This window comes from Limnoraphis robusta BA-68 BA1, assembly GCF_034932365.1.
Taxonomy (GTDB): Bacteria; Cyanobacteriota; Cyanobacteriia; order Cyanobacteriales; family Microcoleaceae; genus Capilliphycus; species Capilliphycus robustus.
On the sequence record NZ_JAYGHR010000081.1, the window covers coordinates 56,135 to 78,510 of the forward strand.

Consider the following 22,376-nt stretch of genomic DNA (forward strand, 5'->3'; position numbering starts at 1 on the left):
TTTTTGGACAGGAGTGAAATAATTAAGTTTTTTTGACAATATTTTAACTTGTGAGGGGTTCGGGGAGCTATAAGTCCCGCGCTTTACCAGTAGGGTCAGCGTCGGGATACATGGACACAAGAGCGTCGATTGAGGGGTACCGGTACGCGGAGCTTGCTACGATGCCCCGAAAATTGACACACTATCTATCGGTTCTAACAGAAAATATAAATCCGTTAGAATATAGCTATGTTGAACTTGACCTACAGCTACCGAATCTATCCAAGTCTTGACCAGGAAGGGCAAATGCTTGACTGGTTGGAGCAATGCCGTCGCGTGTATAACTACGCATTGGCAGAACGTAAGGACTGGATAAACTCGCGTAAATGCCCGGTCAATGCTTGCAGTATCAGGCAGGAATACATCATCCCTGCTGAGACACCCTATCCTGACTACTACAAACAGCAGAATGCGCTGACCAAAGCCAAAGAGGAGATTCCAGTCCTCAAGGCAGTTCACTCTCAGGTTTTGCAAGATGCTTTGAAGCGACTGGATAAGTCGTTCAAGTTCATGCAAGAGAGAGGGTTTGGGTTTCCCCGATTCAAGAAATTTGGTCAGTACCGCTCTTTTGTCTTTCCGCAGTTCAAATCTAATCCGGTCAACGGATTTGAAACGGCAGTCGCTACAACGCGGGTTCCCCGCACAACGCGCTGCCTCATCAAGCTGCCAAAAATTGGAGCTATGCCCATCAACCTGCATCGTCCCATTCCAGAAGGGTTTGGAGTCAAACAGGTGCGGGTAGTGTTCAAGCCGTCTGGATGGTACGCTCAACTGATTCTGCAAGCCGATGTTTCCGTTCCCAATGTCATGCCGCATGGTGAACCCATTGGCATTGATTTGGGACTGGAGAAGTTCTTGGCGGTATCGACAGGTGAATTGGTAGGACGCCCTCGCTTTTTCGTGGATTTGCAAAGCAAGCTTCGATGGCTGCAACGTAAATTGAGGAACAAGAAAAAAGGTTCTGCGAATTACCGGAAGATTCAAGCCAAGATTCGCAAACTGCATGAACACATCTACAACGTCCGCCGTGAGTTCCATTTCCTGACAGCCCACAAGCTTTGCAACAATGTCGGAATGATTTTTGCTGAGGACTTGAACCTCAAAGCGACCAGTCGCGGGATGTTAGCAAAGCATTGTTTGGATGCTGCATGGGGTAGCTTTCTGGAAATTCTCAAGTGGGTGTGCTGGAAGCGGGGAGTCTACTTCGCCAAAGTAGATCCCAATGGAACCAGTCAGACTTGCCCTCAGTGTGGAGCGCATACTGGGAAAAAGGAACTCAGTGAACGAGTGCATCATTGCAGTGAATGTGGATATACAACCGACCGAGATGTTGCTGCCGCTCAAGTGGTGATGCAACGCGGTCTGATACTTGTAGCCGATGGACAGTCGGTGATACTGCCTGCTGAGGAAGGTTGCGTGCGTACCCCGATGAAGCAGGAAGCCCCAACCGTGAGGAAGGGAAGCCCGCGCTCTACCCGCGATTGGTGAGCGTCGGGATGATGTCACCGAAAAGATACAGACTCTTGAACGGAAGTGAACTCAAAGTCAAAAGAGTGGACAGGATCGGGTTAAAATAAAAATTTGTGGGATTAACCTCTTGAGATAATCGGGTTAAAGCCCGGATGATCAAATCGCGATCGCAACGAGCAACTGTGCCGAACGAAAGTTGAGGAGCGGTTGTACTCAACCCATCGCTGTTGGGTTGACAACCCGAAACAAAACCTATGGGTATCGGGAGGCTTCTTGAGTCTGTAATTGCCCAGCGTTCATACAAATGCAACGTGTCGAACGAGTGAAATCCCCAGATCGATAGAAATCTATCAGTGTGTTCAAGGGAAGCGACAGATCTCGCCTCGCTTTCCTCTCCCGCTCAGTTAAACATGATTACGGGAGCCTCCAGCGAGTTTTTAGATGACAGCTTCGAGAGTATCTGAAAAAACAACAACCCCGAATCCGCCAGCAGCCGACTCCCAAGCCAGAGTCAGCCAGTTTATGAAGCAGATTCAAGATGAAATTTGTCAGGGTTTAGAACAGCTAGATGGCAAGAACCAGTTTCAAGAAGACTCCTGGGAACGTCCCGAAGGAGGTGGGGGTCGCTCACGGGTGCTCCGAGATGGTGATGTATTTGAGCAAGGGGGCGTGAATTTTTCGGAGGTTTGGGGTCAAAGTTTACCCCCTTCGATTCTAGCTCAACGTCCTGAAGCCGAAGGTCACGGATTTTATGCGACAGGCACTTCTATGGTGTTGCACCCGCGTAATCCCTACATTCCGACGGTACATTTAAATTATCGCTATTTTGAAGCAGGACCTGTTTGGTGGTTTGGCGGGGGGGCCGATTTAACGCCTTATTATCCCTTTGCTGAAGATGCGGCTCATTTTCACAAAACGTTTAAAGGGGCTTGCGATCGCCATCATCACGAATATTATCCGGTGTTTAAACATTGGTGTGATGAGTATTTCCACCTCAAGCATCGTCAAGAAGCACGGGGAATTGGTGGCATTTTCTTTGACTACCAAGATGGTCAAGGAGAACTCTATCGCGGCCCTCATACTGAAAGTGAGGCGGCGAAATACTCTGAGCAAATAGGCGCACCTGATCTGCGAGACTGGGAAGCCTTATTTGCCTTTGTACAGGACTGTGGACGCGCCTTTTTACCTGCCTATGGGCCGATTGTTGAGCGCCGTCGTGCAGCAGAATATGGCGATCGCGAACGCAATTTCCAACTCTATCGACGGGGCCGATATGTAGAATTTAATCTGGTCTACGATCGCGGTACGGTGTTTGGGTTACAGACGAATGGACGTACTGAGTCGATTCTCATGTCTTTGCCGCCTTTGGTAAGATGGGAATATGGTTATCAACCTCAACCTGGAACCCCAGAAGCCGAACTGTACGAAACGTTCTTGAAACCCCAAGATTGGGCTAACTGGACTGCTCCCAACTAACAGGTCTGAGTTAAACTACTGTCAGAAGAAGCAATCATTGCTCTATCGAACATCCGAGGGGACGGTCAGTGATTCAAATCGATCAAAAGGAACATACGACCCAAAATGGAACAAAGGTGATTGTCTTGACTCCCAGTGGACGCCTAGACATCACCACAGCTTGGCAATTCCGCCTCAAGTTGCAAGAGTGCATCTCTAAACTGAGTCGCCATGTTGTCGTCAATCTCGGTCAAGTTAACTTCATTGATAGCTCGGGTTTGACTTCGTTGGTGGCAGGGATGCGGGATGCAGACAAGGTGAAAGGCAGTTTCCGAATCTGCAATGTTCATCCAGAAGCCAAATTGGTGTTTGAAGTCACCATGATGGATTCTGTGTTTGAAATCTTTGAAACCGAGGAAGAAGCACTTGAGGAAGGTGTGCGAGCCAGTTAGGGTTAGGGATTAGGGACTAGAGACTTAAACCGCTTGCATCTACGGGTTGTTGATGACTTTAATCCCCAATTCCTGATTCCCCACCTAATTGCGGGGTTCAATAGAGAGTTCAAGTGAAAAGTCCTGACGTTTTACATATCGAAACGGCCCTAATAATGCTCCCCAAGTCCCTTGACCTGTTTGGGGGTTAATTCCTTTATCGTAGCTGAAGAATTCATTGGGCATCGCCTCAAACCCTAAATCGATCTGAATGGTTTGATTTTGATAGGTTAAGCAACAGCGAGTATTTTCGGGCAGACTAGCCTTAAAGTGATAGGTATTCGCCGTCAGTTGCTGATAGGTCACATCTAACCGACAACCGGGAAGAAATTCGAGCTGTTCGGGTGTAAGCTGTCTCAGTTTGTCTGGATGACAACCTCCACCTTGAACAGCTTTTAAGTCCTTGAGCATATGATACTGAATGTGTAGACGTTCGGTCGTTTCAGCAGAGGAGTAAAGTTGCATCATCCTCTGACGATAAGGCTGATCGAGGGTTAAAGCGTTGGCTTGTTCGACAAAGAAGGTAATACTATCTTTAAAAAGCGGTATCGGCAGGGGACGATGCCAAAGATGTAGATGAACATACCAAACGGGTTCAGCACTCGCTTGGACTTGGTTATCAAATTCACCTGCTAGATAACGAGCTAAGGCGATTAATTCCGGTGAAAAAGTCATTGTCTGATCTCAGATATTAATCAACGTTTCAGCCATTTTAATTGATGTTTTCAGAGTCTTGTATTTGTTCTAAGCAAGCGGTGACATCGGTAAGAGTTGTAAAATCTAACAACGCTTCACCCAAAGCCTCTAATTGAGAGATAGACAAGCTACGAATTTGTTGTTGTAACTGAGGATCAACCTCTCCAAACCGACGAGTTAACAGACGAATAATCAAACTCGCTTCTCCTTGCAAAAGACCTTCTTGACGACCTTCTTGACGACCTTCTTGACGACCTTCTTGACGACCTTCTTGACGACCTTCTTGACGACCTTTTTGCAAAATGTCCTGATAGATAACAGACTCTTTCACAATATCCTCCCTTAATAATTGCCCAATCAACTGTTTGTCATACCTCAAACCTGCTAAAATTTGTGCCGAGGCTAAAATGTTTTGACGTTGTTCAACTGATTCAATCCTAGCGGTTTGTGCTGCAACTTGCTCTAACAAAGTTTGAGGGGAGTCCGTTTGAGCCAACGGAGCTAGAGGGAGGAGTGCGGGGTCGTTCAGAAATACATTGGGGTTCTGCTCCCACATCCGAATCACATCATACTCATGTCGAGTTCTTCCTACAATAAATTCTTGAGTGTAAACGGCTTGTGAGGTTGTGGGTTGCAGGAAAATAATAAACTGTTGAATCGGAATACGATATTGGCGATAGAGTCTCACCCAATAGTCTAGCATTCGTAGGGGTAACGGGGGTTCTGATGTGGGTTGGGTTTGGAATTCCAAATGAAGAATTTGATCGGTTGTTTGTAGTAATGTGATCGAATCAGCACGAACGGGTTCCAAGGTCAATTCGGTTTTTAACACTTGAATATTTTCCGGTTCAGTTGTCAGTAACCAGCGTGCAAAAGCCGCAGGATAGGTTTCAGCTAAATATTTACAGAGGTTATCGTAAGCCAACTGATTAAAGATGAGAAACGATTTCTCGATTGTATAGGGTTTTGGGGAAGCTGCAAAGAACAATGAAAAACCCGATTTCTGGTGGTCAAGATGGGGCTGAGAAACCGGGTTAGTGCTATAATTAAACAACAACTAACTTTTGGGTAAAAGTCCTCTTTCAGTCAACCATTCCCGATTAAATAATTTAGACTGATAGCGAGTTCCACTATCACACAACACCGTAACAATAGTATGACCTGGCCCCATTTGTTTGGCTAAGGCGACAGCCGCTCCGACGTTAATTCCTACAGAACCGCCCATAAATAAGCCATCTTTTTCTAACAGTTGATAAACCACCCGCACGGCTTCCACGTCATCAATTTGAATGGCATCATCGATTGGCACATTTTCCATATTAGCGGTAACGCGACTATTACCAATTCCTTCGGTAATTGAACTGCCTTCTGTTTGAATTTCCCCGGTTTTTACATAACTATAAAGACCACTTCCCATTGGGTCAGCAAGCACGGTTTTAATATTAGGATTTTTTTCTTTTAAAAACAAAGAAACTCCGGCAAACGTTCCCCCAGTTCCCGTTGCAGCCACCCAAGCATCCACTTTTCCGTCTGTTTGTTCCCAAATTTCTGGGCCTGTTGTTTCATAATGAGCAATCCGATTTGCTAAATTATCAAATTGATTTGCCCAAATTGCATTTTCCATTTCAGATGCAAGGCGACCCGAAAGTTTAACATAATTATTGGGATCACGATAGGGAACAGCCGGAACCGTTCTAACTTCTGCCCCTAATGTTCTTAATAAATCGATTTTTTCTTGGGATTGAGTCTCGGGAATAATAATCAAACATTTGTAACCTTTGGCATTACAAATATGGGCTAAACCAATACCTGTATTCCCTGCCGTCCCTTCAACAACAGTGCCTCCCGGCTTGAGTAAACCCTTTTCTTCGGCATCTTTAATAATATAAAAGGCAGCCCGATCTTTAACAGAACCACCGGGATTTAAAAACTCGGCTTTCCCTAAAATTTCACAGCCTGTTTCTTCACTAAAACTATTGAGTCGAATCAGGGGAGTATTACCAACTGTTTCGACAAAACCATCTTTAATATCCATCATACTTGATTGAATTTAAGTTGTCTTATTTTCTGAGGTTTGGTGGGTCAAATCTTTTAGCCTTTTTGTTATTAAACAACATCAATCGGTTTGACCCACCCTACTGTTATTGAATAATAGTGGGTCAAATCTTTTAGCCTTTCTATTATTAAATAACAGCAATCGGTTTGACCAACCCTACTGAAAGATTGAACTACTTATCGGGTTGAGGAGTTATCCGCAAGTAGGGTTTAACTTCGGTGTATCCCTTGGGAAACTTCTGTTTTAATTCTTCGGGATCTTTGAGTGAAGGAACAATTACACAATCGTCTCCATCTTTCCAGTCTGCGGGAGTCGCCACTTGATAATTATCAGTTAATTGTAAAGAATCAATCACCCGTAATATTTCATCAAAGTTGCGTCCGGTACTGGGGGGATAGGTCAGGGTAAGACGGAGTTTTTTGTTAGAATCTATCACAAAAACGCTACGGACAGTCACAGCAGCGTTAGCGTTGGGATGAATCATGTCATAGAGATCAGACACTTTGCGATCCGCGTCCGCCAAAATGGGATAATTAATATTGGTGTTTTGCGTTTCGTTAATATCACCAATCCAGCCTTTGTGAGATTCAACATCATCGACACTCAGGGCGATGACTTTAACATTGCGTTTGTCAAATTCAGGCTTGAGTTTGGCGACGGTACCGAGTTCAGTGGTACAAACGGGAGTGTAATCGGCGGGGTGAGAAAATAAAATAACCCAACTGTCACCCGCCCAGGTGTAGAAGTCGATATCACCTTCTGAGGAGGCTTGCGTGAAGTTAGGGACTGTATCTCCTAATCGCAGTGTCATAGCTGATTTCCTGTGATGTTTCGTGAGGAATGTGATTATACTGTCATAATACCCCGGTTTTCCGACCGGAATTTTGCTGTTTTTAAATCTTCACATAATTTTAAGGTCCCAGGACGATTAAAATAAAGTATCCCGTTGTCAAAACTAAATCAGGGAGAAGCCTATAGTGTTAAAACTGCTCATTGCTTTAATTCACGCTATCCAGCCGTTTATTGTCCCCTTGTGTTTTGTATCTGCCTGGGGATTGATCATTCTGTTGGTTTGGAGTCTGGGGTCTGCGATCTTTGATACCACGCGACGCGCCCAACGAATGCACCAAATTCCTTGTGCTGATTGTGCATACTTTACTAAAGATTATCATCTTAAATGTCCTGTACGACCTACAATTGCTTTATCAGAAGAAGCGATTGATTGTCCTGATTTTTGTCCGATTGGGGGACGTTATTCTTGATTTACGCGCAAGCTTTTGGGCGCAAGCCGCAGCGCCCCTACAGATATTAAAAATTAGTCTCCGGTTTCAAAGATATCGAGTTGTTCCATTGATGTGCTTTTATTGGTTTGTTTTTTGATGCCTTTTCTCAGTCCAATGGCGATTTTACTATGTTGTTCGATTTGACGCATCACTTGTCTGGCCCGTTGAATCACAACATCAGGTAAACCCGCTAACCGTCCGGCTTCTATTCCATAGGATTTGTCTGCACCTCCCGGTTGAACTTGATGTAAAAAGACGATTTTATCGGGTAATTCTTTCACTGTGACTTGGTAATTTGCCACATTGTCTAAAATAGAGGCTAACTCGTTTAATTCGTGATAATGGGTGGCAAAAATTGTCTTCGCTTGAATTTCGGTTGCTAAATATTCTGCGACTGACCAAGCAATCGAAAGTCCGTCAAATGTTGCCGTTCCTCGGCCAATTTCATCCAACAAAACAAGGGATTTGTTAGTCGCATGATTGAGAATATTTGCCGTTTCATTCATTTCAACCATAAAGGTTGATTGACCTGTAGCTAAGTCATCCACCGCCCCAACTCGTGTAAAAATGCGATCGCAAAGACTCAATTTTGCTGAACTTGCAGGAATAAAACTTCCCATTTGTGCCATGAGTTGAATTAAACCAATTTGTCGTAAATAACAGCTTTTTCCGCTCGCATTCGGGCCTGTTAAAATGATTAAATCAGGATAAGAATAGGGTTGAATTTCTGTGTTTTCTGTATGATTTTCTAGACTTCCTAACTGAGCGGTATTCGGCACAAAAAATCCGGGCGGAAGTAACTTTTCTACAACTGGATGTCGCCCATCAATAATTTTGAGTTCTCGTCCTTTTACCATCTCAGGACGACAATACCCTTGACGATCAGCGACTTCTGCTAATCCACATAATACATCAATTGCAGCGATCGCCCGTGAAACATTCCGAATAATATCAGTATATTCTGCAACTTCTGAACGCAGTCTGACAAAGATATCATATTCGGTTTGGTTTAAATCTTCTTTAGCGGTTAAAATTCTGACTTCTCGCTCTTTGAGTTCCGGCGTAATATATCGTTCTTCGTTGGTTAAGGTTTGTTTGCGAAGATAATCATCGGGGGCGAGTTCTGCTTTACCGCGACTAATACTGATATAATATCCAAAGGCTTTATTATATCCAACCTTTAATGTAGGAATTCCGGTGCGTTCTCGTTCTTGAACTTCTAAATTAGCAATCCATTGTTGATCATCTGTCGCTAAACTCCGCATTTCATCAAGGTTTGCATCCACGCCAGAACGAATTAATCCGCCTTCTTTGAGATGAATGGGGGGAGATTGTACTATAGAATTATGAATTTTTTCAGCAATTTTTTCTAAGGATTGGGGAAGATTTTGTAAGGCTTTGAGATAGGGAGATTTGGCTTGTTCTGCTAAGGCGGCTAACTGCGGTAATTTCGCTAAAGAATCAGCGAGAGAGACTAAATCTTTGGCGTTAGCGGTATTATTTCCGACTCGTCCTGTTAAACGTTCAAGGTCATAGATTTGTCGGAGAAGCTGTTGAAAATCTTGTCGGAGTTGATGATTATTTACGAATTCTTGGATCGTATCATGTCGAGCGCGAATGCCTTTAAGATCGAGTAAAGGTTGTAATAACCACCGTCGTAACGCCCGACTTCCCATTGGGGTGTTTGTTTTATCTAATGCCCATAAGAGAGAACCATATAAAGTGTTATCTCTAACTGTTGTGGTAATTTCTAAATTGCGGCGACTTTGATGATCGAGAATTAAATAATCACTGAGCGTATAAGTGCGAGGACGTTGTAGAGAAGTCGTGTTATGTTTTTGGGTATCTTCTAAATATTCTAACAAACCGCCTGCTGCACGAACACTGAGGGGAAGATGTTCACAACCAATACCTTCGAGAGATTTGAGTTGAAATTGTTGTAAAACTCGGGGGCGGGCTTCACCCAAAGAAAAGGGCTTTTGCGATCGCAATGAATAACAAAAACACCGAGGTAAACAGTCGGGGAGTTCGTGATCACTTTCTCCAGGTTTCAGCATTTTACTGATATCAGGTGCATTCACCGGAACCAACACCTCAGACGGTTGCAACCGCATTAATTCTTGTGTAAGCTGTTCTAAATTAACTGACTGGGTGATCAGAAATTCTCCTGTAGAAATATCAGCATAGGCTAACCCCCAATGTTCACCTGCAATCACAAGAGCCGCTAAATAATTATTTTGGCGGCCTTTGAGCATATTATCATCAGTCAGCGTGCCAGGAGTTAATACACGGGTGACTTCTCGCTTAACTTGTCGTTTTTCTTTGGCGGCGACGGCTGCATCTTCAACTTGATCGCAAATAACAACGGCGTAGCCTTTTTCTAGGAGGGTACTGCTGTAGCGATAAACGTGTTCGTGGGGAACTCCCGTCATCGGAACTCGCCCGACTTCTTTTCCGGCGGCTTTGGTGGTTTGCATGAGTTCAAGTTCATGGGCGATGGTGACTGCATCTTGAAAAAAGCATTCAAAGAAGTCGCCCACTCGAAAAAACAATAAAGCATGGGGATATTGTTCTTTGACTTCCAGATATCGCTGCATCATTTCCGACAGTTTGCTGCGATCGAGTTGTCGGTAGTCAGCGTTGGGGTATTCTTCCGGTGGAGTAGATGCAGGGGTGGGATCAGTCATAGCAGGTTTGAGACTCTTAGCAGGACGCTACCCTTATTAACTTTACCGCGATTGTCACCCCCCTTTGTCAATTTGTTCAACTTTTTAGGGGTGATGATTGAGACAAATTTGGGGTATAACCCCCGATTAGTCTTCTCCAGGGGATTGGGAGTTTCAGGGGTAATGGCCTACAGCTATCCGGGGTATAACCCCCTATTTTTTCAGGTGTTGGGATTTGGAGTTTAAAGATCTTGTAAAGTTCAGAAGCCTGGAACCATATATCTTCTAATCAATTTTAAGACAACTTCAGAGCTTTTTTAAAGATTGTGTAAAGCTGGATTGATATCCTCGACATTTGATCAAACATATGTCAATCTTCTATATAGCTGTGAAATCAAAGTGAAACCTGAGATCCTCTCAGGTGAAAAGAGTTAGGGCAGGTTAATTTAGAGTGAGCCTGTTAGAGTAATTAAGTTTCTGTGTTGTTTCTGTTGGTCTAGCCTGATTGTTGGCCATTGGCTCTCAGGTTTAATAAAGGCAGGCTGAAAAAATTGAGGAAATCTAACTCAGTTAAAATGGCTGGAATTTAAGTTTAATCAAATCTTTCATCTCATAAAAACCAGTTACACGTTTAGAACAGTGCAATTTTGTAGAGACTCCAGTAATTTTACCTCTGGAAGTTTACTGCAAATTTAGATCTAAAAAAACAGCAGATTAGCTGATGAGTTTAGAAGAGATTCACTGTTGTTAAATGCCTTTCTCAATCCGGGAAAGATAAAAAGATCAAAAAATCTATGCGTAATGAAGCTTTCAGCCTCAAAATTTTTTAAAAAATAGAGGACTGAATCAATATTTTCTGGGTTCAGAAATCGGCAAGCACAGATCTCCAACGCAAGACCAGACAATTCTGGGGTCAAGTGCAATTCTAAACCGAATTTTTAGCCTGGTTTTTCAGAAATAAGAATAGCCCAAGTTCTATTCGGAGTTACACTCCCTGAATATCTATGACCAACTCGAATTATCAGTTTCGGTATCCTACTGACAACCCGAGCAGAAAAAAGGGTGCATCAGAGAGTATTCCAGCCTTTGAAAAACTCTTAACCCTTATCCAGGTTGATAGTAGTCTGGCTGTTAATCTCAGTCAGGGAGCCGAAGTATATTGCTATGAGCTAGGAGATGAGATTGCCATTGCAGCGAGCAATCATTCTCTAGATGTAAGCAATTATCAACTAAATCAGTCCCCAAATTCTGTTCAGGGCAAACATGATGATGCAATTTATCTGATTTGTCAAGGTCACGTTAGACTAATTGCTACTGACCCCAGCAAAGACCGGGAAGTTTCCGTTTCCCTGCTGGAAGCCGGAGAAATGTTTGGAGGCGATCGCCATTGGACAAGCCTCGAACCTTTACCCTATCAAGCGATCGCGGCGAGTCCCGTTAGCGTTGCTCGTCTAACCCTTAACACTCTAAAACCCTGGCTTGAGAAATTTCCCCAATGGCGAGAGGAACTACAGACGACAACCCAACAACGCCAACGTCTGATTTTTTTCAAAACCCAAACCGAACTGCGGCGTTTAACCAGTTCTCAACTGCGAGAACTCTTACCCCAGATCAGCGAACGTCAAATTCCAGCCCAAACCCAACTCAAAACGGCAACACCCCAATCAAATGGGCGTTACTGGCTGTACCAAGGAGAAATCACGGGAACAGAGTCTCTTCCCCAACGGGGACAAAGTTGGGGCTATCCCGATACTACCCCGCCCGCGTGGGTAGCCCAAAGCCCTCTAGTGATTTATCACCTCTCAGTCGAAGATTGGCAAAATATTTCCCAAAACCCGACAACCGGCTCTAAACCCGTCTCTCGTCCCTCCATCTCCGTTCAACCCTCCGCCAAAAAAGCGACACCGCCCCTTACCGTTGTTCCCCCACCGAATACGAACGATGTCGAAATCGAACTTCCCAAGCCTCGAAAATACAAGGGAGGACGGGGACTTTGGCGGCGTTATCCCTGCATTGAACAGCAAAGTTCCTCCGACTGTGGCGCTGCTTGTCTGGCGACAATTGGACAATACTATGGCAAAACATGGAGTCTGAACCGCTTACGAAACCTAGCCGGGGTGGGACGTTCCGGTGCCTCTTTAAAAGGATTAGCACGGGCGGCTGAAAGTTTAGGATTTCAAGTTCGACCGGTACGAGCCAGTTTGGGACGGCTAGAAAACCAAAAAAATCCCTGGATTGCTCATTGGCAGGGGGATCACTATGTTGTGGTCTATTGGGTGAAACGCCGCAAAGTGTTAATTGCTGACCCCGCTCAAGGAAAACGGGAGTTATCTCGTCAAGAATTTCTCGCCGGATGGACGGGTTATGCGTTGTTGGTTGACCCCACAGAACGACTCGAAGAGGTCGAGAACGAAAAACGTTCTCTGGGTCGATTTATGGGGGTGTTATGGCCCTACAAAGGTTTGGGACTGCAAATCATTCTGATTTCGATTTTGATTCAGGTTTTTGCCCTCGTGTCCCCTCTGATTACGCAAATTATTCTCGATCAAGTCGTCGTTAATAAAAGCCTCACCAGCTTACACGTTTTTGCCTTGGGTGCTTTGTTGTTTGGGTTGTGGAGTTTAGGATTATCTTCGATTCGACAATATTTGTTGAGTTTTCTCTCCAACCGTCTGGATTTAACTCTAATTAGTGGTTTTATCCAACATACCCTCAAACTTCCCCTCAAGTTCTTTGAGTCTCGGCGAGTGGGTGACATTATTACCCGAGTTCAAGAAAACCAAAAAATTCAGCAATTTTTAATTGGTCAAATCCTGCTAGCATGGCTGAATTTTGTCACGGGATTTGTCTATTTGGGATTGATGCTGTACTACAACTGGCAGCTTACCGTTTTGATTTTGGGTTTAATTCCGCCGATTCTATTGCTAACTTTGGGTTCAACGCCCTTTCTCCGCAAAGTTTCTCGTCAAGTTTTTAATGCGTCAGCCGATCAAAATTCTGCCCTAGTGGAGATGATTACCGGGGTTTCTACGGTTAAAGCAGTCGCGGCAGAACAGGAGTTACGGTGGCGCTGGGAAGATCGCCTAACTGAACAACTGAATATGAGGTTTAAAGCCCAGAAATTGGCGATTAATCTGGGGTTTATGAGTGGATTAATTAACTCCATTGGCGGGACAGCAATACTCTGGTTTGGGGCGATGTTAGTCATTCAAGATCAATTAACCATTGGTCAATTTGTGGCGTTTAACATGATGCAGGGTAAGGTGATTGCGCCTGTAATTGCCTTGGCGGGTTTGTGGGATGAACTGCAAGAAGTGTTGATTTCGGTTGAACGTCTCAATGATGTTTTTGACACTGAACCGGAGGAAACCTCACAAAAACCGTTATTGATGTTGCCTCCCCTACAAGGGCAAATTAAGTTTGATCAAGTGACATTTCGCTATGCGGAAGATGAGAATAACACCTTAGAAAATCTTTCTTTTGAGATGGAAGCGGGAGAAACCATTGCAATTGTTGGCCGCAGTGGTTCGGGTAAAAGTACGTTGGTGAAGCTGTTACAAGCCCTGTATCATCCTCGTAGTGGTCGCATTTGGGTAGATGGACATGATCTTCGTCATGTGTCTAGCCAGTCTCTCCGAACTCAGATGGGGGTTGTGCCGCAGGAATGTTATCTGTTTTCGGGGACGATTCTGGAAAATATTACCATCTATCGAGAAGAATATACTCTCGAACAGGTTGTTGAAGTTGCCAAATTAGCAGAAGCTCACAGCTTTATTCAAACGTTACCACTGGGATATAACACGAAAGTTGGAGAACGAGGATCAAGCTTGTCGGGAGGCCAACGTCAACGGGTGGCGATCGCTCGGGCGTTGTTAGGAAATCCTCGAATTTTAGTATTAGATGAAGCGACAAGTTCTTTGGATACAGAAAGTGAACGACGCTTTCAACGGAATTTAGAACAGATGAGTCGCGATCGCACGACGATTATTATTGCTCATCGTCTGTCTACGGTTCGGAATGCGGATCAAATTTTGGTACTTGATCGGGGGGTGTTAGTCGAAAAGGGAAATCACCAACAATTGATGGAGACTCAAGGCCTTTATTATCACTTAGCCCAGCAACAACTTAACCTTTAAATCTCTGTGAATTTATTTCATTACATAAAAATTCTGATCGGTACATCTGAGCCTTCGTTGTCTTCTAACTGAGAATGCCACGACCTATCGGATATCCTTTCGTGATCATCTTTTTGACAGTCAAACAACAAGTTTTTGATTAAATTTGATGATAGCAACACCAAAAGACTTCTAATTAATGTTTGGGGGTGATTAAAAGCTTAAGATATTATTAAAGTATTGAATTTTTCGGTAGCAATTTGATCATTCCCATCGGTTAAATTGCAACAACAAATCAAACAGGTTATACCCTTTATGAAATTTACAAAACTTGAAATGAAATTCTTCAAAAAAATAGCAAAAATTGCCAAATTGGCAGAATCATAAACCCCTGTCAGTTATAATACTAATAACTTTGAGTTTCAGCCTGCCAGTCATCACGTTTCACAGCTAAATTGAGGCATATCAGAAACACACATCCGCCAAAAACTACCCTTGTCTTTTCTCGATTGAGAGCTGGTATGCCTCTGGTACGGGCGAACTCAACAAAATATTGATCACCCCTTTTGCGGCAGGTAATCTACTGAATTCGCCCGACTCTAAATCTAACGTTGTTACAACATTTAAAGTGATGAGCTTCAACATTCGACCTCGCTTCCGAAAAAAACAAACTCCTGAATCAGATTCTCATTCAGAGGATAAGCAGAGTTATTTGTATGATTTAAACTTCTCCCGAGAAGAGATTGAAGAAGCCCACTCCATCCGAGGTGGAGTAACAGGTTCTCTTCCCCTAACCCCACCTATTTCCCATACTACTTATCCCCTCACTCCCAAAGACAAAGACTCCAAAAAAATTGTTTCTAATTCGGGAAATTGGTCAATTGCTTTACAGTCGGTATTAGATCAACCGCCCGCCTCATTTCCGATGCGACTTTTTTGGGGTGGGACGGTATTTTGTATCGCCTTTGCAGCCTGGGCGCATTTCGGGACTGTTGATGAAGTGGGTAATGCGCGAGGTGAATTAATTCCCCAAGGAAATGTTTACAAAGTTAATCCGGTGGAAATGGGGAAAATAGCCACTTTAGCCGTCAAAGAAGGGGATGCTGTAAAAGCGGGCCAAGTTATTGCTGAACTTGATAGTCAATTGGCTTTAGCAGAAATTGAACGACTCCAACAACAACTTAATTCCTGGGAAATTGAACAAACCCAAAAACAAGGATTTTTAGAAAGAACTCATTTAGAAAAGAAAAGTCGCAGTGCCATTTCAATGGCTCTAATTCAAACCCATGAAGCAGAAATTGAACGGGTAAAAACACAAATCAAGGGGACTGAACGGGTACTGAGTCAGCTACAATTACAAGTAGAAAGCGCTCAAGCCCGAGTAGAGAATATAGAACCCTTACCGACGCAAGCGGATGAACTTTTAGAAAAACTTTATGCCGATAAAGCCGCATCGGTTGAACGGGTTGAACGGCTCAAACCGTTAGTTGAAGAAGGGGCGATTTCTCAGGAGTTATTGTTTCAAGCTGAACAGTCTTTACGCGATCGCGAACGAGCGATTGTTCAGGCTCAATTGTCCGAGAAAAATAGCACAAAAGAACAGGTGTTTCAAGCCCAGCAAATGTTGCGAGAGCGTCAACAGATGATCACTCAATCTGAAGGGGAATTGCAACAGTTGCAAGCCGAAGTGAATCGTCTTTATGTTGAACTAGAACAAAAACAATCAGAAGCCAAAGCCGTTGAGATAGAAGCCGATCAGAAAATTCAGCAAATCGAGCTAGAAATCATTCAGCTTCAAGCCTCAATCAAAGATACTAAAACTTTGTTGACATCGGCAAAAATGAAACGAGAGGAGCGATTTATTTATGCTCCGGTTGATGGCTATATTTCGACTTTGAATGTTGCCAATATTGGAGAAGTCGTTCAACCCGGACAAAATATTGCTGAAATTTTGCCGAAAAATACTCCATTAGTTTTATCGGCGAATATGCCTAATACAGAAGCAGGTTTTCTAAAAGTTGGGATGCCTGTTAAGGTGAAGTTTGATGCTTATCCTTATCAAGATTATGGAGTCATCGAAGGAACTCTTACCTCGATTTCTCCTGATACAAAAACTGAACCCAATCAGCCACCTGTATATCAGCTTGAAGTTGAGTTAGAACAGAATTACGTTCTGGAAAATCAAGAAAAAATATCATTTAAACCCGGACAAACCGCAACGGCAGATATTATCATTCGTCAGCGTCGCATTGCTGATGTATTACTCGAACCTTTGCAAAAGTTTCAGAAGAATGGTATAGAACTTTAATCCTTGATTCTTCTGTTTGATAAGTTTGATTTCTATCTAACTTGTCATCTTTGAAAAAGTCAAACAAATTATACGTTAAACCAATCTGGGGGCTATTCACATGAACTCTTTAAATAATCCTTCTCCTAATCAGCGAGATAAAGCAATGAGCGAAGAACAATTTAACCAGGTGATTGATGCCATACTAGCCGGAAAATATTCCTGGGCTTGTGTTTTGATTCTCCGATTTGTAGGTTATAATCCTTTGCATTATATTCCCTACCGTACTTACAATCGGTTAATGAAAGATAATGATCAAAATCCTAAGTCAAAATCTAAATTGAGTTCAACTTATTTATCTAATCAAAGCGATAAGTCTTTTAAGGAGAGTATTAAAGTTCAATCAACTGGTTCTAGATTTTGAGTTAAAAGTCCTCGTCTCCCTTTTTAAAGGGGATTTAAGGGGATAAATTTAGAGAGAAAGATTTTACACTATATTTGATGCTCACTGAAATTAAGTGAGCCTTTTGAGTTGAATATTTTTTCACAAAAAATGCTGCTTTTTATCACAAAAAAATATTTCAACTTTTCTGCCAAAATGGCAACACTTCCATTGAAAAGCTCGCTATATTAATTACAGAAAGGAAAAGCAAATCTTCCTGACCACATTTACAAAATCCGAGGAAAAAAACCATGAATATCTCAGACTTAAATCACTTAGAAGTTGTTGCTGAAGAAACCAATGTAGAAGGTGGTTATTACTACGGATCTTCTGCATATGCTGGTGCCTATGCTAACGCAAATAGTATTGCTTACGGGCGAAATCCCAGATCTTACTCTTCCACCTACACCAATACATTTGTTGAAGGTACTTATCTTGCTGGTTCTAGCTCTTCTGCTACCTCGGAGGCTTCCACCGAGGAGTTCTACTATTAAGTCCGGGGTTGCTGCTGGTAATTTACTGGCATAACAGTCAATTAGAACTTAAATCACTGAAAGCAAAACTACAAGCTTTTTAATGCTTTCAGTGATTCTTTTTTCACCGAAGGAACACATGAGCCAACTTCAAATTACTGATCTAAACTTTTGCGAAAGCGATATCTACAATTCTCCAGAAATTAATGGAGGAAGTGTTTCTGTCGCTGTGGATACCGATGTTAGTGTAGCAGTAAAAACTGGCGTTGGAGTCAATGTTAACGGTAATCAATATAACTACTGGGGTGGTTATAGGATTGCTGTTGCTACAGGTGTGGCAGTAGCTTATGCAGTTACAAGAGATGGATATACCTCTGCTTCTGCATACGTTTATACTAGCGCATTTTAACGTTCTACTGGAACTGCATAACATTTTATACTCTATTTCTGGAGATTAGTTACGATGAACGAACTCCTCATTTTTACAAGTGCATCAGATTTACCAGATTCCTTGTTTGAACAGAGTCCTTATCCAGCAGATTGTGACTTTTTCTTCGATCAAGAGGACACAGAACAAGAGGATAAAAATGTCAATGACAGTTCCAGTAGTTCTGGTAGTTCGGGTTCTTTTGTAGATGAAACAGGCGCTGTAAGTTCGGGTGAAGCAACGGCTACTAATGGAAATAATACCAGTCATAGTGAAGCAGAAGAATTCACTCCGGGAGCAACATCAAGTAACGGAACTACTACAGCAACCGCTTCAGAAGATGATGTTTCAACAACGGTAACAACTGATGTTGATAATGAAGAAACTTCAACTGAAAATAGTTCTACTCCAATAGAAAATAATACGATAGAATCGGATTTGGATACAGATGAAGAAACTTCAACTGATAATAGTTCCACGCCGATAGAAGATAATACTATAGAATCGGATTCTGATGGAGTTGTTGAAACTCCAGTTAATAATTCACCCGATACAAATACCGTCGAAAATCATTCTGAAAGTTCGAGCAGTTCATCAAGTAGTTCAACTGTTGATGAAACGGGTGCTGGAAGTTCTAGTGAAGCAACTGCTACTAATGGAAATAATACCAGTCATAGTGAAGCAGAAGAATTCACTCCGGGAGCAACATCAAGTAACGGAACTTCTACAGCAACCGCTTCAGACGATGATGTTTCAACAACGGTAACAACTGATGTTGAGGGTGAAGAAACTTCAACTGATAATAGTTCGACGCCAATAGAAGATAATTCTGTAGAATCGGATTCTGATGTAGTTGTTGAAACTCCTGTTAATCATTCACCCGATACAAATATAGTCGAAAATAATTCCGAAAGTTCGAGCAATTCATCGAGTAGTTCAACTGTTGATGAAACGGGTGCTGGAAGTTCGGGTGAAGCAACTGCTACTAATGGAAATAATACCAGTCATAGTGAAACCGAAGAATTCACTCCGGGAGCAACATCAAGTAACGGAACTGCGACAGCAACCGCTTCAGACGATGATGTTTCAACAACGGTAACAGTTAATATTGAGGATGAAGAAACTTCAACTGATAATAGTTCCACTCCAATAGAAGATAATACTATAGAATCGGATTCTGATGTAATTGTTGAAAATCCTGTTACTAATTTACCCGATACAAATATAGTCGAAAATAATTCCGAAAGTTCGAGCAGTTCATCAAGTAGTTCAACTGTTGATGAAACGGGTACTGGAAGTTCGGGTGAAGCAACTGCTACTAATGGAAATAATACCAGTCATAGTGAAACAGAAGAATTAACTCCGGGAGCAACATCAAGTAACGGAACTTCTACAGCAACCGCTTCAGACGATGATGTTTCAACAACGGTAACAACTGATGTTGAGGGTGAAGAAACTTCAACTGATCATAGTTCCACGCCAATAGAAGATAATTCTGTAGAATCTGATTCTGATGTAATTGTTGAAAATCCTGTTACTAATTCACCTGATACAAATACAGTCGAAAATAATTCCGAAAGTTCGAGCAATTCATCAAGTCGTTCAAGCGTAGAAAGCAATATTATAGAAGTTGTTGGAGTAGAAATTGCTTTTGGTACTGTTGATGATAATCGAATTGTGGGAGATTCTGAAGCGAATATTATATTAGGTTTAGATGGAAACGACGAGATATTTGCAGAAGATGGCGATGATTTCTTACAGGGAAATGTAGGGGATGATACTGTTGTTGGTGGAGCCGGAAATGATACAATATTTGGTGGACAAGGGAAGGATTTAATTTTTGGATCACAGGGAAATGATTGGCTGTCAGGAGATTTGGGTACAGATACAGTCTCAGGTGGAGAAGGTGCTGATACTTTTGTGTTAATTCCTGACTTTTATAATCCTCCAGATATTGTGACTGATTTTAATCCAATCGATGGGGATAAAATACAATTAACTGAGGGATTATTACTTGAAAACTTAGCTTTTGAAGTGATAGATACAAACGCAGATGGTGAAGTCGATGCCACCTTAGTTATTGTTAATTATCTAGAAGTAAATTCTCCCTTAGCAATTCTATTAGGAACCGTTAATAGTAGCGGTGAAACAACCTTAAAACTAGAGGATTTTAGCTCAGGTTATAATGAGTTATCAATCATCCAAACTAATATTAATTCTGAACTTTCTCTGGTGGGAAGCCCCGATGATGATCAGATTTTCGGAACGGCTGAAGATGATCAAATCTTGGGTTTAGAGGGGAATGATTATCTCTCTGGCGAAAGCGGTGATGATTTTATTCAAGGGAATTTAGGCAATGATACCCTTGATGGAGGCGAAGGGAATGATATAATGCGGGGGGGTCAGGGTGATGACTCGCTAATTGGAGGTATCGGAGAAGATTGGCTTTCGGGAGATCTCGGAAGTGATACCCTGGTTGGAGGCGAAGGAGCGGATACCTTTGCTCTAAGATTAGATGATGTTGAGAGTTTTGATGTGATTGTTGATTTTAATGCGATCGCAGGTGACAAAATTTCACTTTCTTCTACAATCTCACTAACCGATATTGTTCTCAATCCTGTTGACTCAAATGCTGATGGTATAATTGATGCAACGGCGATCCAACAAAATCTTAACCCGAATGTTGCAACTTTGGGTTTAGTCTTGGGAACGGTTGATCCTCTAGGTCAAACCACTCTAACACTTTCAGATTTTCTAATCCCATTAAGCGATATTATTTGAGGATGAAAACTACTCAGCCTGAACAGAGAGAGAAAGCGACTATGGTTAATCAGTCGGGAAGATCTATCACAAATGATGAAATAGTTTGTTTTCTTCAAGCAAAAATTCAATATAAGGAAATCTGTCATAAAATATTATCGCAAAGAGCCATTCATCGAGCGGTTCAGGAACGAGGAATTACGGTAACTCCTGATGAAATTCAGGCAGAAGCCGATCGCCAACGTCTTGCTAGACGGTTAGAAAAAGCCTCTGATACGTTAGCTTGGCTAACAGATGAAATGATTACCCCCGATGACTGGGAAGCCGGAATTCAACAGCATCTTTTGGCTGAAAAATTAGCGAATGCTCTGTTTGCTCCCGAAGTCGAAAAATATTTTGCTCAAAATAAGTTAGAATATGAACAAGTCCTGCTTTATCAAATTATTGTTCCCTACGAACGACTAGCACGGGAAATTTTCTATCAAATCGAAGAAGAAGAAATCAGCTTTTATCATGCTGCTCATTTGTATGATATAGAACAAAAACGCAGAGAATTATGTGGTTATGAAGGAAAACTCAACCGTCGTCATTTGAAAGCGGATGTAGCTGCTCTGGTTTTTGCTGCTAGTCCTGGAGAAATTATCGGCCCTCACAAAACCGATCTGGGTTATCATTTGTTTAAAGTAGAAGAATTTATCCCGGCTGAGTTAACGGAAGAACGTTCTCAAAAAATTATCCAAAAATTGTTTACAGAATGGCTGGTGAGTGAAGTGAATTATCTGTTACACAATGCTCCCTGTTTATAACCCAAAGTCCGCCAATGTAAATTTTTGTTACTGTCGCTTTTAGAAATTAGACCCTTTTCGCGGCGGTTGCGGTCGCTTTCGTTGTCGGAAGAATAAAGGAAAAAAGCCTAAATTCAACCCTTGTGACGCCATAGAGAGTCTCCAAGTTCAGCAAATTTCCCAAAGAATCGCTGAACATCTGCGTCACCCTCTACCCCAAGGGGACTATGAGGTGTCTTAAGATTTAATTTATAATTCCTTATTAAGAACATAGGGACTGGAAAGAAAGCCTTCAGTCCTCTTTTTGATACGCTTTAACAAAGGATATTTTTGAGATGTTGTTTAAGTGTCAACTTTGGCCTGGAAGTATTTGTAAGTGTGATTTACACATCCATCCTAAATCTGATGGTAGCCAGATTGTCATGGTCACAGAATTACCCTGGAATGAAGGGATAAGTATTAGTAGTGCTTTTGAGATTTTATTTGATCAAATCTGTGAAAGCTACTATCTGAACCCGCAGAAAGTCACCTATCTCGAACATCGCAGAGAACGAGAAAATAAAGGGGAACAGTGGTCACTCGTGCATTTTGACATTATTAATGATCAAGCCTGTAATCCTCGCTGGCAGGATGTGACTGAGAGCTTTGTCCGAGCCATCGTTACTTACAAATAGCACAACAAAAATGCGCCTCTCATCATCCCTAAGATAGATTCAAGGTTCAATCTCTGCTCGGATGAAGATACTCAAAAAAGGTCACGAACCCGCCGTTAACCGCGAAAGCGGTATAACGGGGGCTTGAAAAAGTCCAAACGTGACCAGACTAAGTTCTTAGAGAACTCCGTTATCTGGGTCAAGACACCTAAGAATGCGTGCCAGTTTTTAGCTCTGTCGTCTAACTTTAAACAGATTTAATCGGGTTAAGTTAGTGA

Annotated in this window: 17 protein-coding genes; 12 read left to right on the forward strand and 5 right to left on the reverse strand. The window is 42.4% G+C overall.

Features of this window, described 5'->3' with window-relative positions:
* The first annotated feature begins 228 nt into the window (after window positions 1–228).
* The 3 genes from VB836_RS23935 to VB836_RS23945 all read left to right on the forward strand — a co-directional run bounded on the left by VB836_RS23935 (window position 229) and on the right by VB836_RS23945 (window position 3,416).
* Window positions 229–1,527 carry an RNA-guided endonuclease InsQ/TnpB family protein gene (locus tag VB836_RS23935; protein ID WP_323223219.1) on the forward strand — a complete coding sequence of 433 codons (1,299 nt, stop codon included), beginning with the start codon at window positions 229–231 and terminating at the stop codon, window positions 1,525–1,527.
* Between the two features lie 423 nt (window positions 1,528–1,950).
* The gene (gene hemF, locus VB836_RS23940; protein ID WP_323223221.1) at window positions 1,951–2,985 is read left to right on the forward strand and encodes an oxygen-dependent coproporphyrinogen oxidase; all 1,035 of its coding nucleotides are present in this window, start codon (window positions 1,951–1,953) and stop codon (window positions 2,983–2,985) included.
* 68 nt (window positions 2,986–3,053) lie between these two features.
* The gene (locus VB836_RS23945; protein WP_046279400.1) at window positions 3,054–3,416 is read left to right on the forward strand and encodes an STAS domain-containing protein; all 363 of its coding nucleotides are present in this window, start codon (window positions 3,054–3,056) and stop codon (window positions 3,414–3,416) included.
* An 84-nt stretch (window positions 3,417–3,500) separates the two neighbouring features.
* Here VB836_RS23945 and VB836_RS23950 read toward each other — a convergent pair whose 3' ends face one another.
* The 4 genes from VB836_RS23950 to VB836_RS23965 form a co-directional block, all read right to left on the reverse strand.
* Entirely contained in the window at window positions 3,501–4,130 is a 630-nt protein-coding gene (locus tag VB836_RS23950) for a chromophore lyase CpcT/CpeT (protein ID WP_323223223.1), read from the reverse strand.
* A gap of 37 nt (window positions 4,131–4,167) precedes the next feature.
* Window positions 4,168–5,076: an Rpn family recombination-promoting nuclease/putative transposase gene (locus VB836_RS23955; RefSeq protein ID WP_323223225.1), complete on the reverse strand. Its 909-nt coding sequence runs from the start codon at window positions 5,074–5,076 to the stop codon at window positions 4,168–4,170.
* 132 nt (window positions 5,077–5,208) lie between these two features.
* On the reverse strand, window positions 5,209–6,186 hold the full coding sequence (locus VB836_RS23960) for a cysteine synthase A (RefSeq protein ID WP_323223246.1): 978 nt from the start codon (window positions 6,184–6,186) through the stop codon (window positions 5,209–5,211).
* Window positions 6,187–6,379: 193 nt separating this feature from the next.
* Window positions 6,380–7,018, reverse strand: coding sequence for a peroxiredoxin (locus VB836_RS23965; protein ID WP_323223227.1), 639 nt, complete (start codon window positions 7,016–7,018; stop codon window positions 6,380–6,382).
* A gap of 166 nt (window positions 7,019–7,184) precedes the next feature.
* Here VB836_RS23965 and VB836_RS23970 point away from each other — a divergent pair, with 166 nt between their 5' ends.
* Window positions 7,185–7,469, forward strand: a complete 285-nt coding sequence (locus VB836_RS23970; protein ID WP_046279404.1) for a hypothetical protein — start codon at window positions 7,185–7,187, stop codon at window positions 7,467–7,469.
* Between the two features lie 53 nt (window positions 7,470–7,522).
* Here the strand turns inward: VB836_RS23970 and mutS are convergent, their stop codons facing one another.
* Complete coding sequence (mutS, locus tag VB836_RS23975; RefSeq protein WP_323223229.1) at window positions 7,523–10,177, reverse strand: DNA mismatch repair protein MutS; 2,655 nt, start codon at window positions 10,175–10,177, stop codon at window positions 7,523–7,525.
* Between the two features lie 983 nt (window positions 10,178–11,160).
* Between mutS and VB836_RS23980 the strand changes: the two genes are divergently transcribed.
* The 8 genes from VB836_RS23980 (at window position 11,161) to VB836_RS24015 (ending at window position 22,119) form a co-directional block, all read left to right on the forward strand.
* Window positions 11,161–14,292: an ABC transporter transmembrane domain-containing protein gene (locus VB836_RS23980; protein WP_323223231.1), complete on the forward strand. Its 3,132-nt coding sequence runs from the start codon at window positions 11,161–11,163 to the stop codon at window positions 14,290–14,292.
* A 610-nt stretch (window positions 14,293–14,902) separates the two neighbouring features.
* A complete protein-coding gene (locus VB836_RS23985; RefSeq protein ID WP_323223232.1) occupies window positions 14,903–16,579 on the forward strand; it encodes an HlyD family efflux transporter periplasmic adaptor subunit in 1,677 nt (558 codons plus the stop codon).
* 100 nt (window positions 16,580–16,679) lie between these two features.
* Window positions 16,680–16,982: a HetP family heterocyst commitment protein gene (locus tag VB836_RS23990; protein ID WP_323223234.1), complete on the forward strand. Its 303-nt coding sequence runs from the start codon at window positions 16,680–16,682 to the stop codon at window positions 16,980–16,982.
* Window positions 16,983–17,251: 269 nt separating this feature from the next.
* Window positions 17,252–17,494: a hypothetical protein gene (locus VB836_RS23995; protein WP_323223236.1), complete on the forward strand. Its 243-nt coding sequence runs from the start codon at window positions 17,252–17,254 to the stop codon at window positions 17,492–17,494.
* Between the two features lie 118 nt (window positions 17,495–17,612).
* Window positions 17,613–17,882, forward strand: a complete 270-nt coding sequence (locus tag VB836_RS24000) for a hypothetical protein (protein WP_323223238.1) — start codon at window positions 17,613–17,615, stop codon at window positions 17,880–17,882.
* A 54-nt stretch (window positions 17,883–17,936) separates the two neighbouring features.
* Entirely contained in the window at window positions 17,937–20,681 is a 2,745-nt protein-coding gene (locus tag VB836_RS24005) for a hypothetical protein (protein WP_323223240.1), read from the forward strand.
* A 41-nt stretch (window positions 20,682–20,722) separates the two neighbouring features.
* On the forward strand, window positions 20,723–21,466 hold the full coding sequence (locus VB836_RS24010; protein ID WP_323223242.1) for a peptidylprolyl isomerase: 744 nt from the start codon (window positions 20,723–20,725) through the stop codon (window positions 21,464–21,466).
* Window positions 21,467–21,780: 314 nt separating this feature from the next.
* Entirely contained in the window at window positions 21,781–22,119 is a 339-nt protein-coding gene (locus tag VB836_RS24015; RefSeq protein ID WP_072075638.1) for a hypothetical protein, read from the forward strand.
* Window positions 22,120–22,376 lie beyond the last annotated feature (257 nt).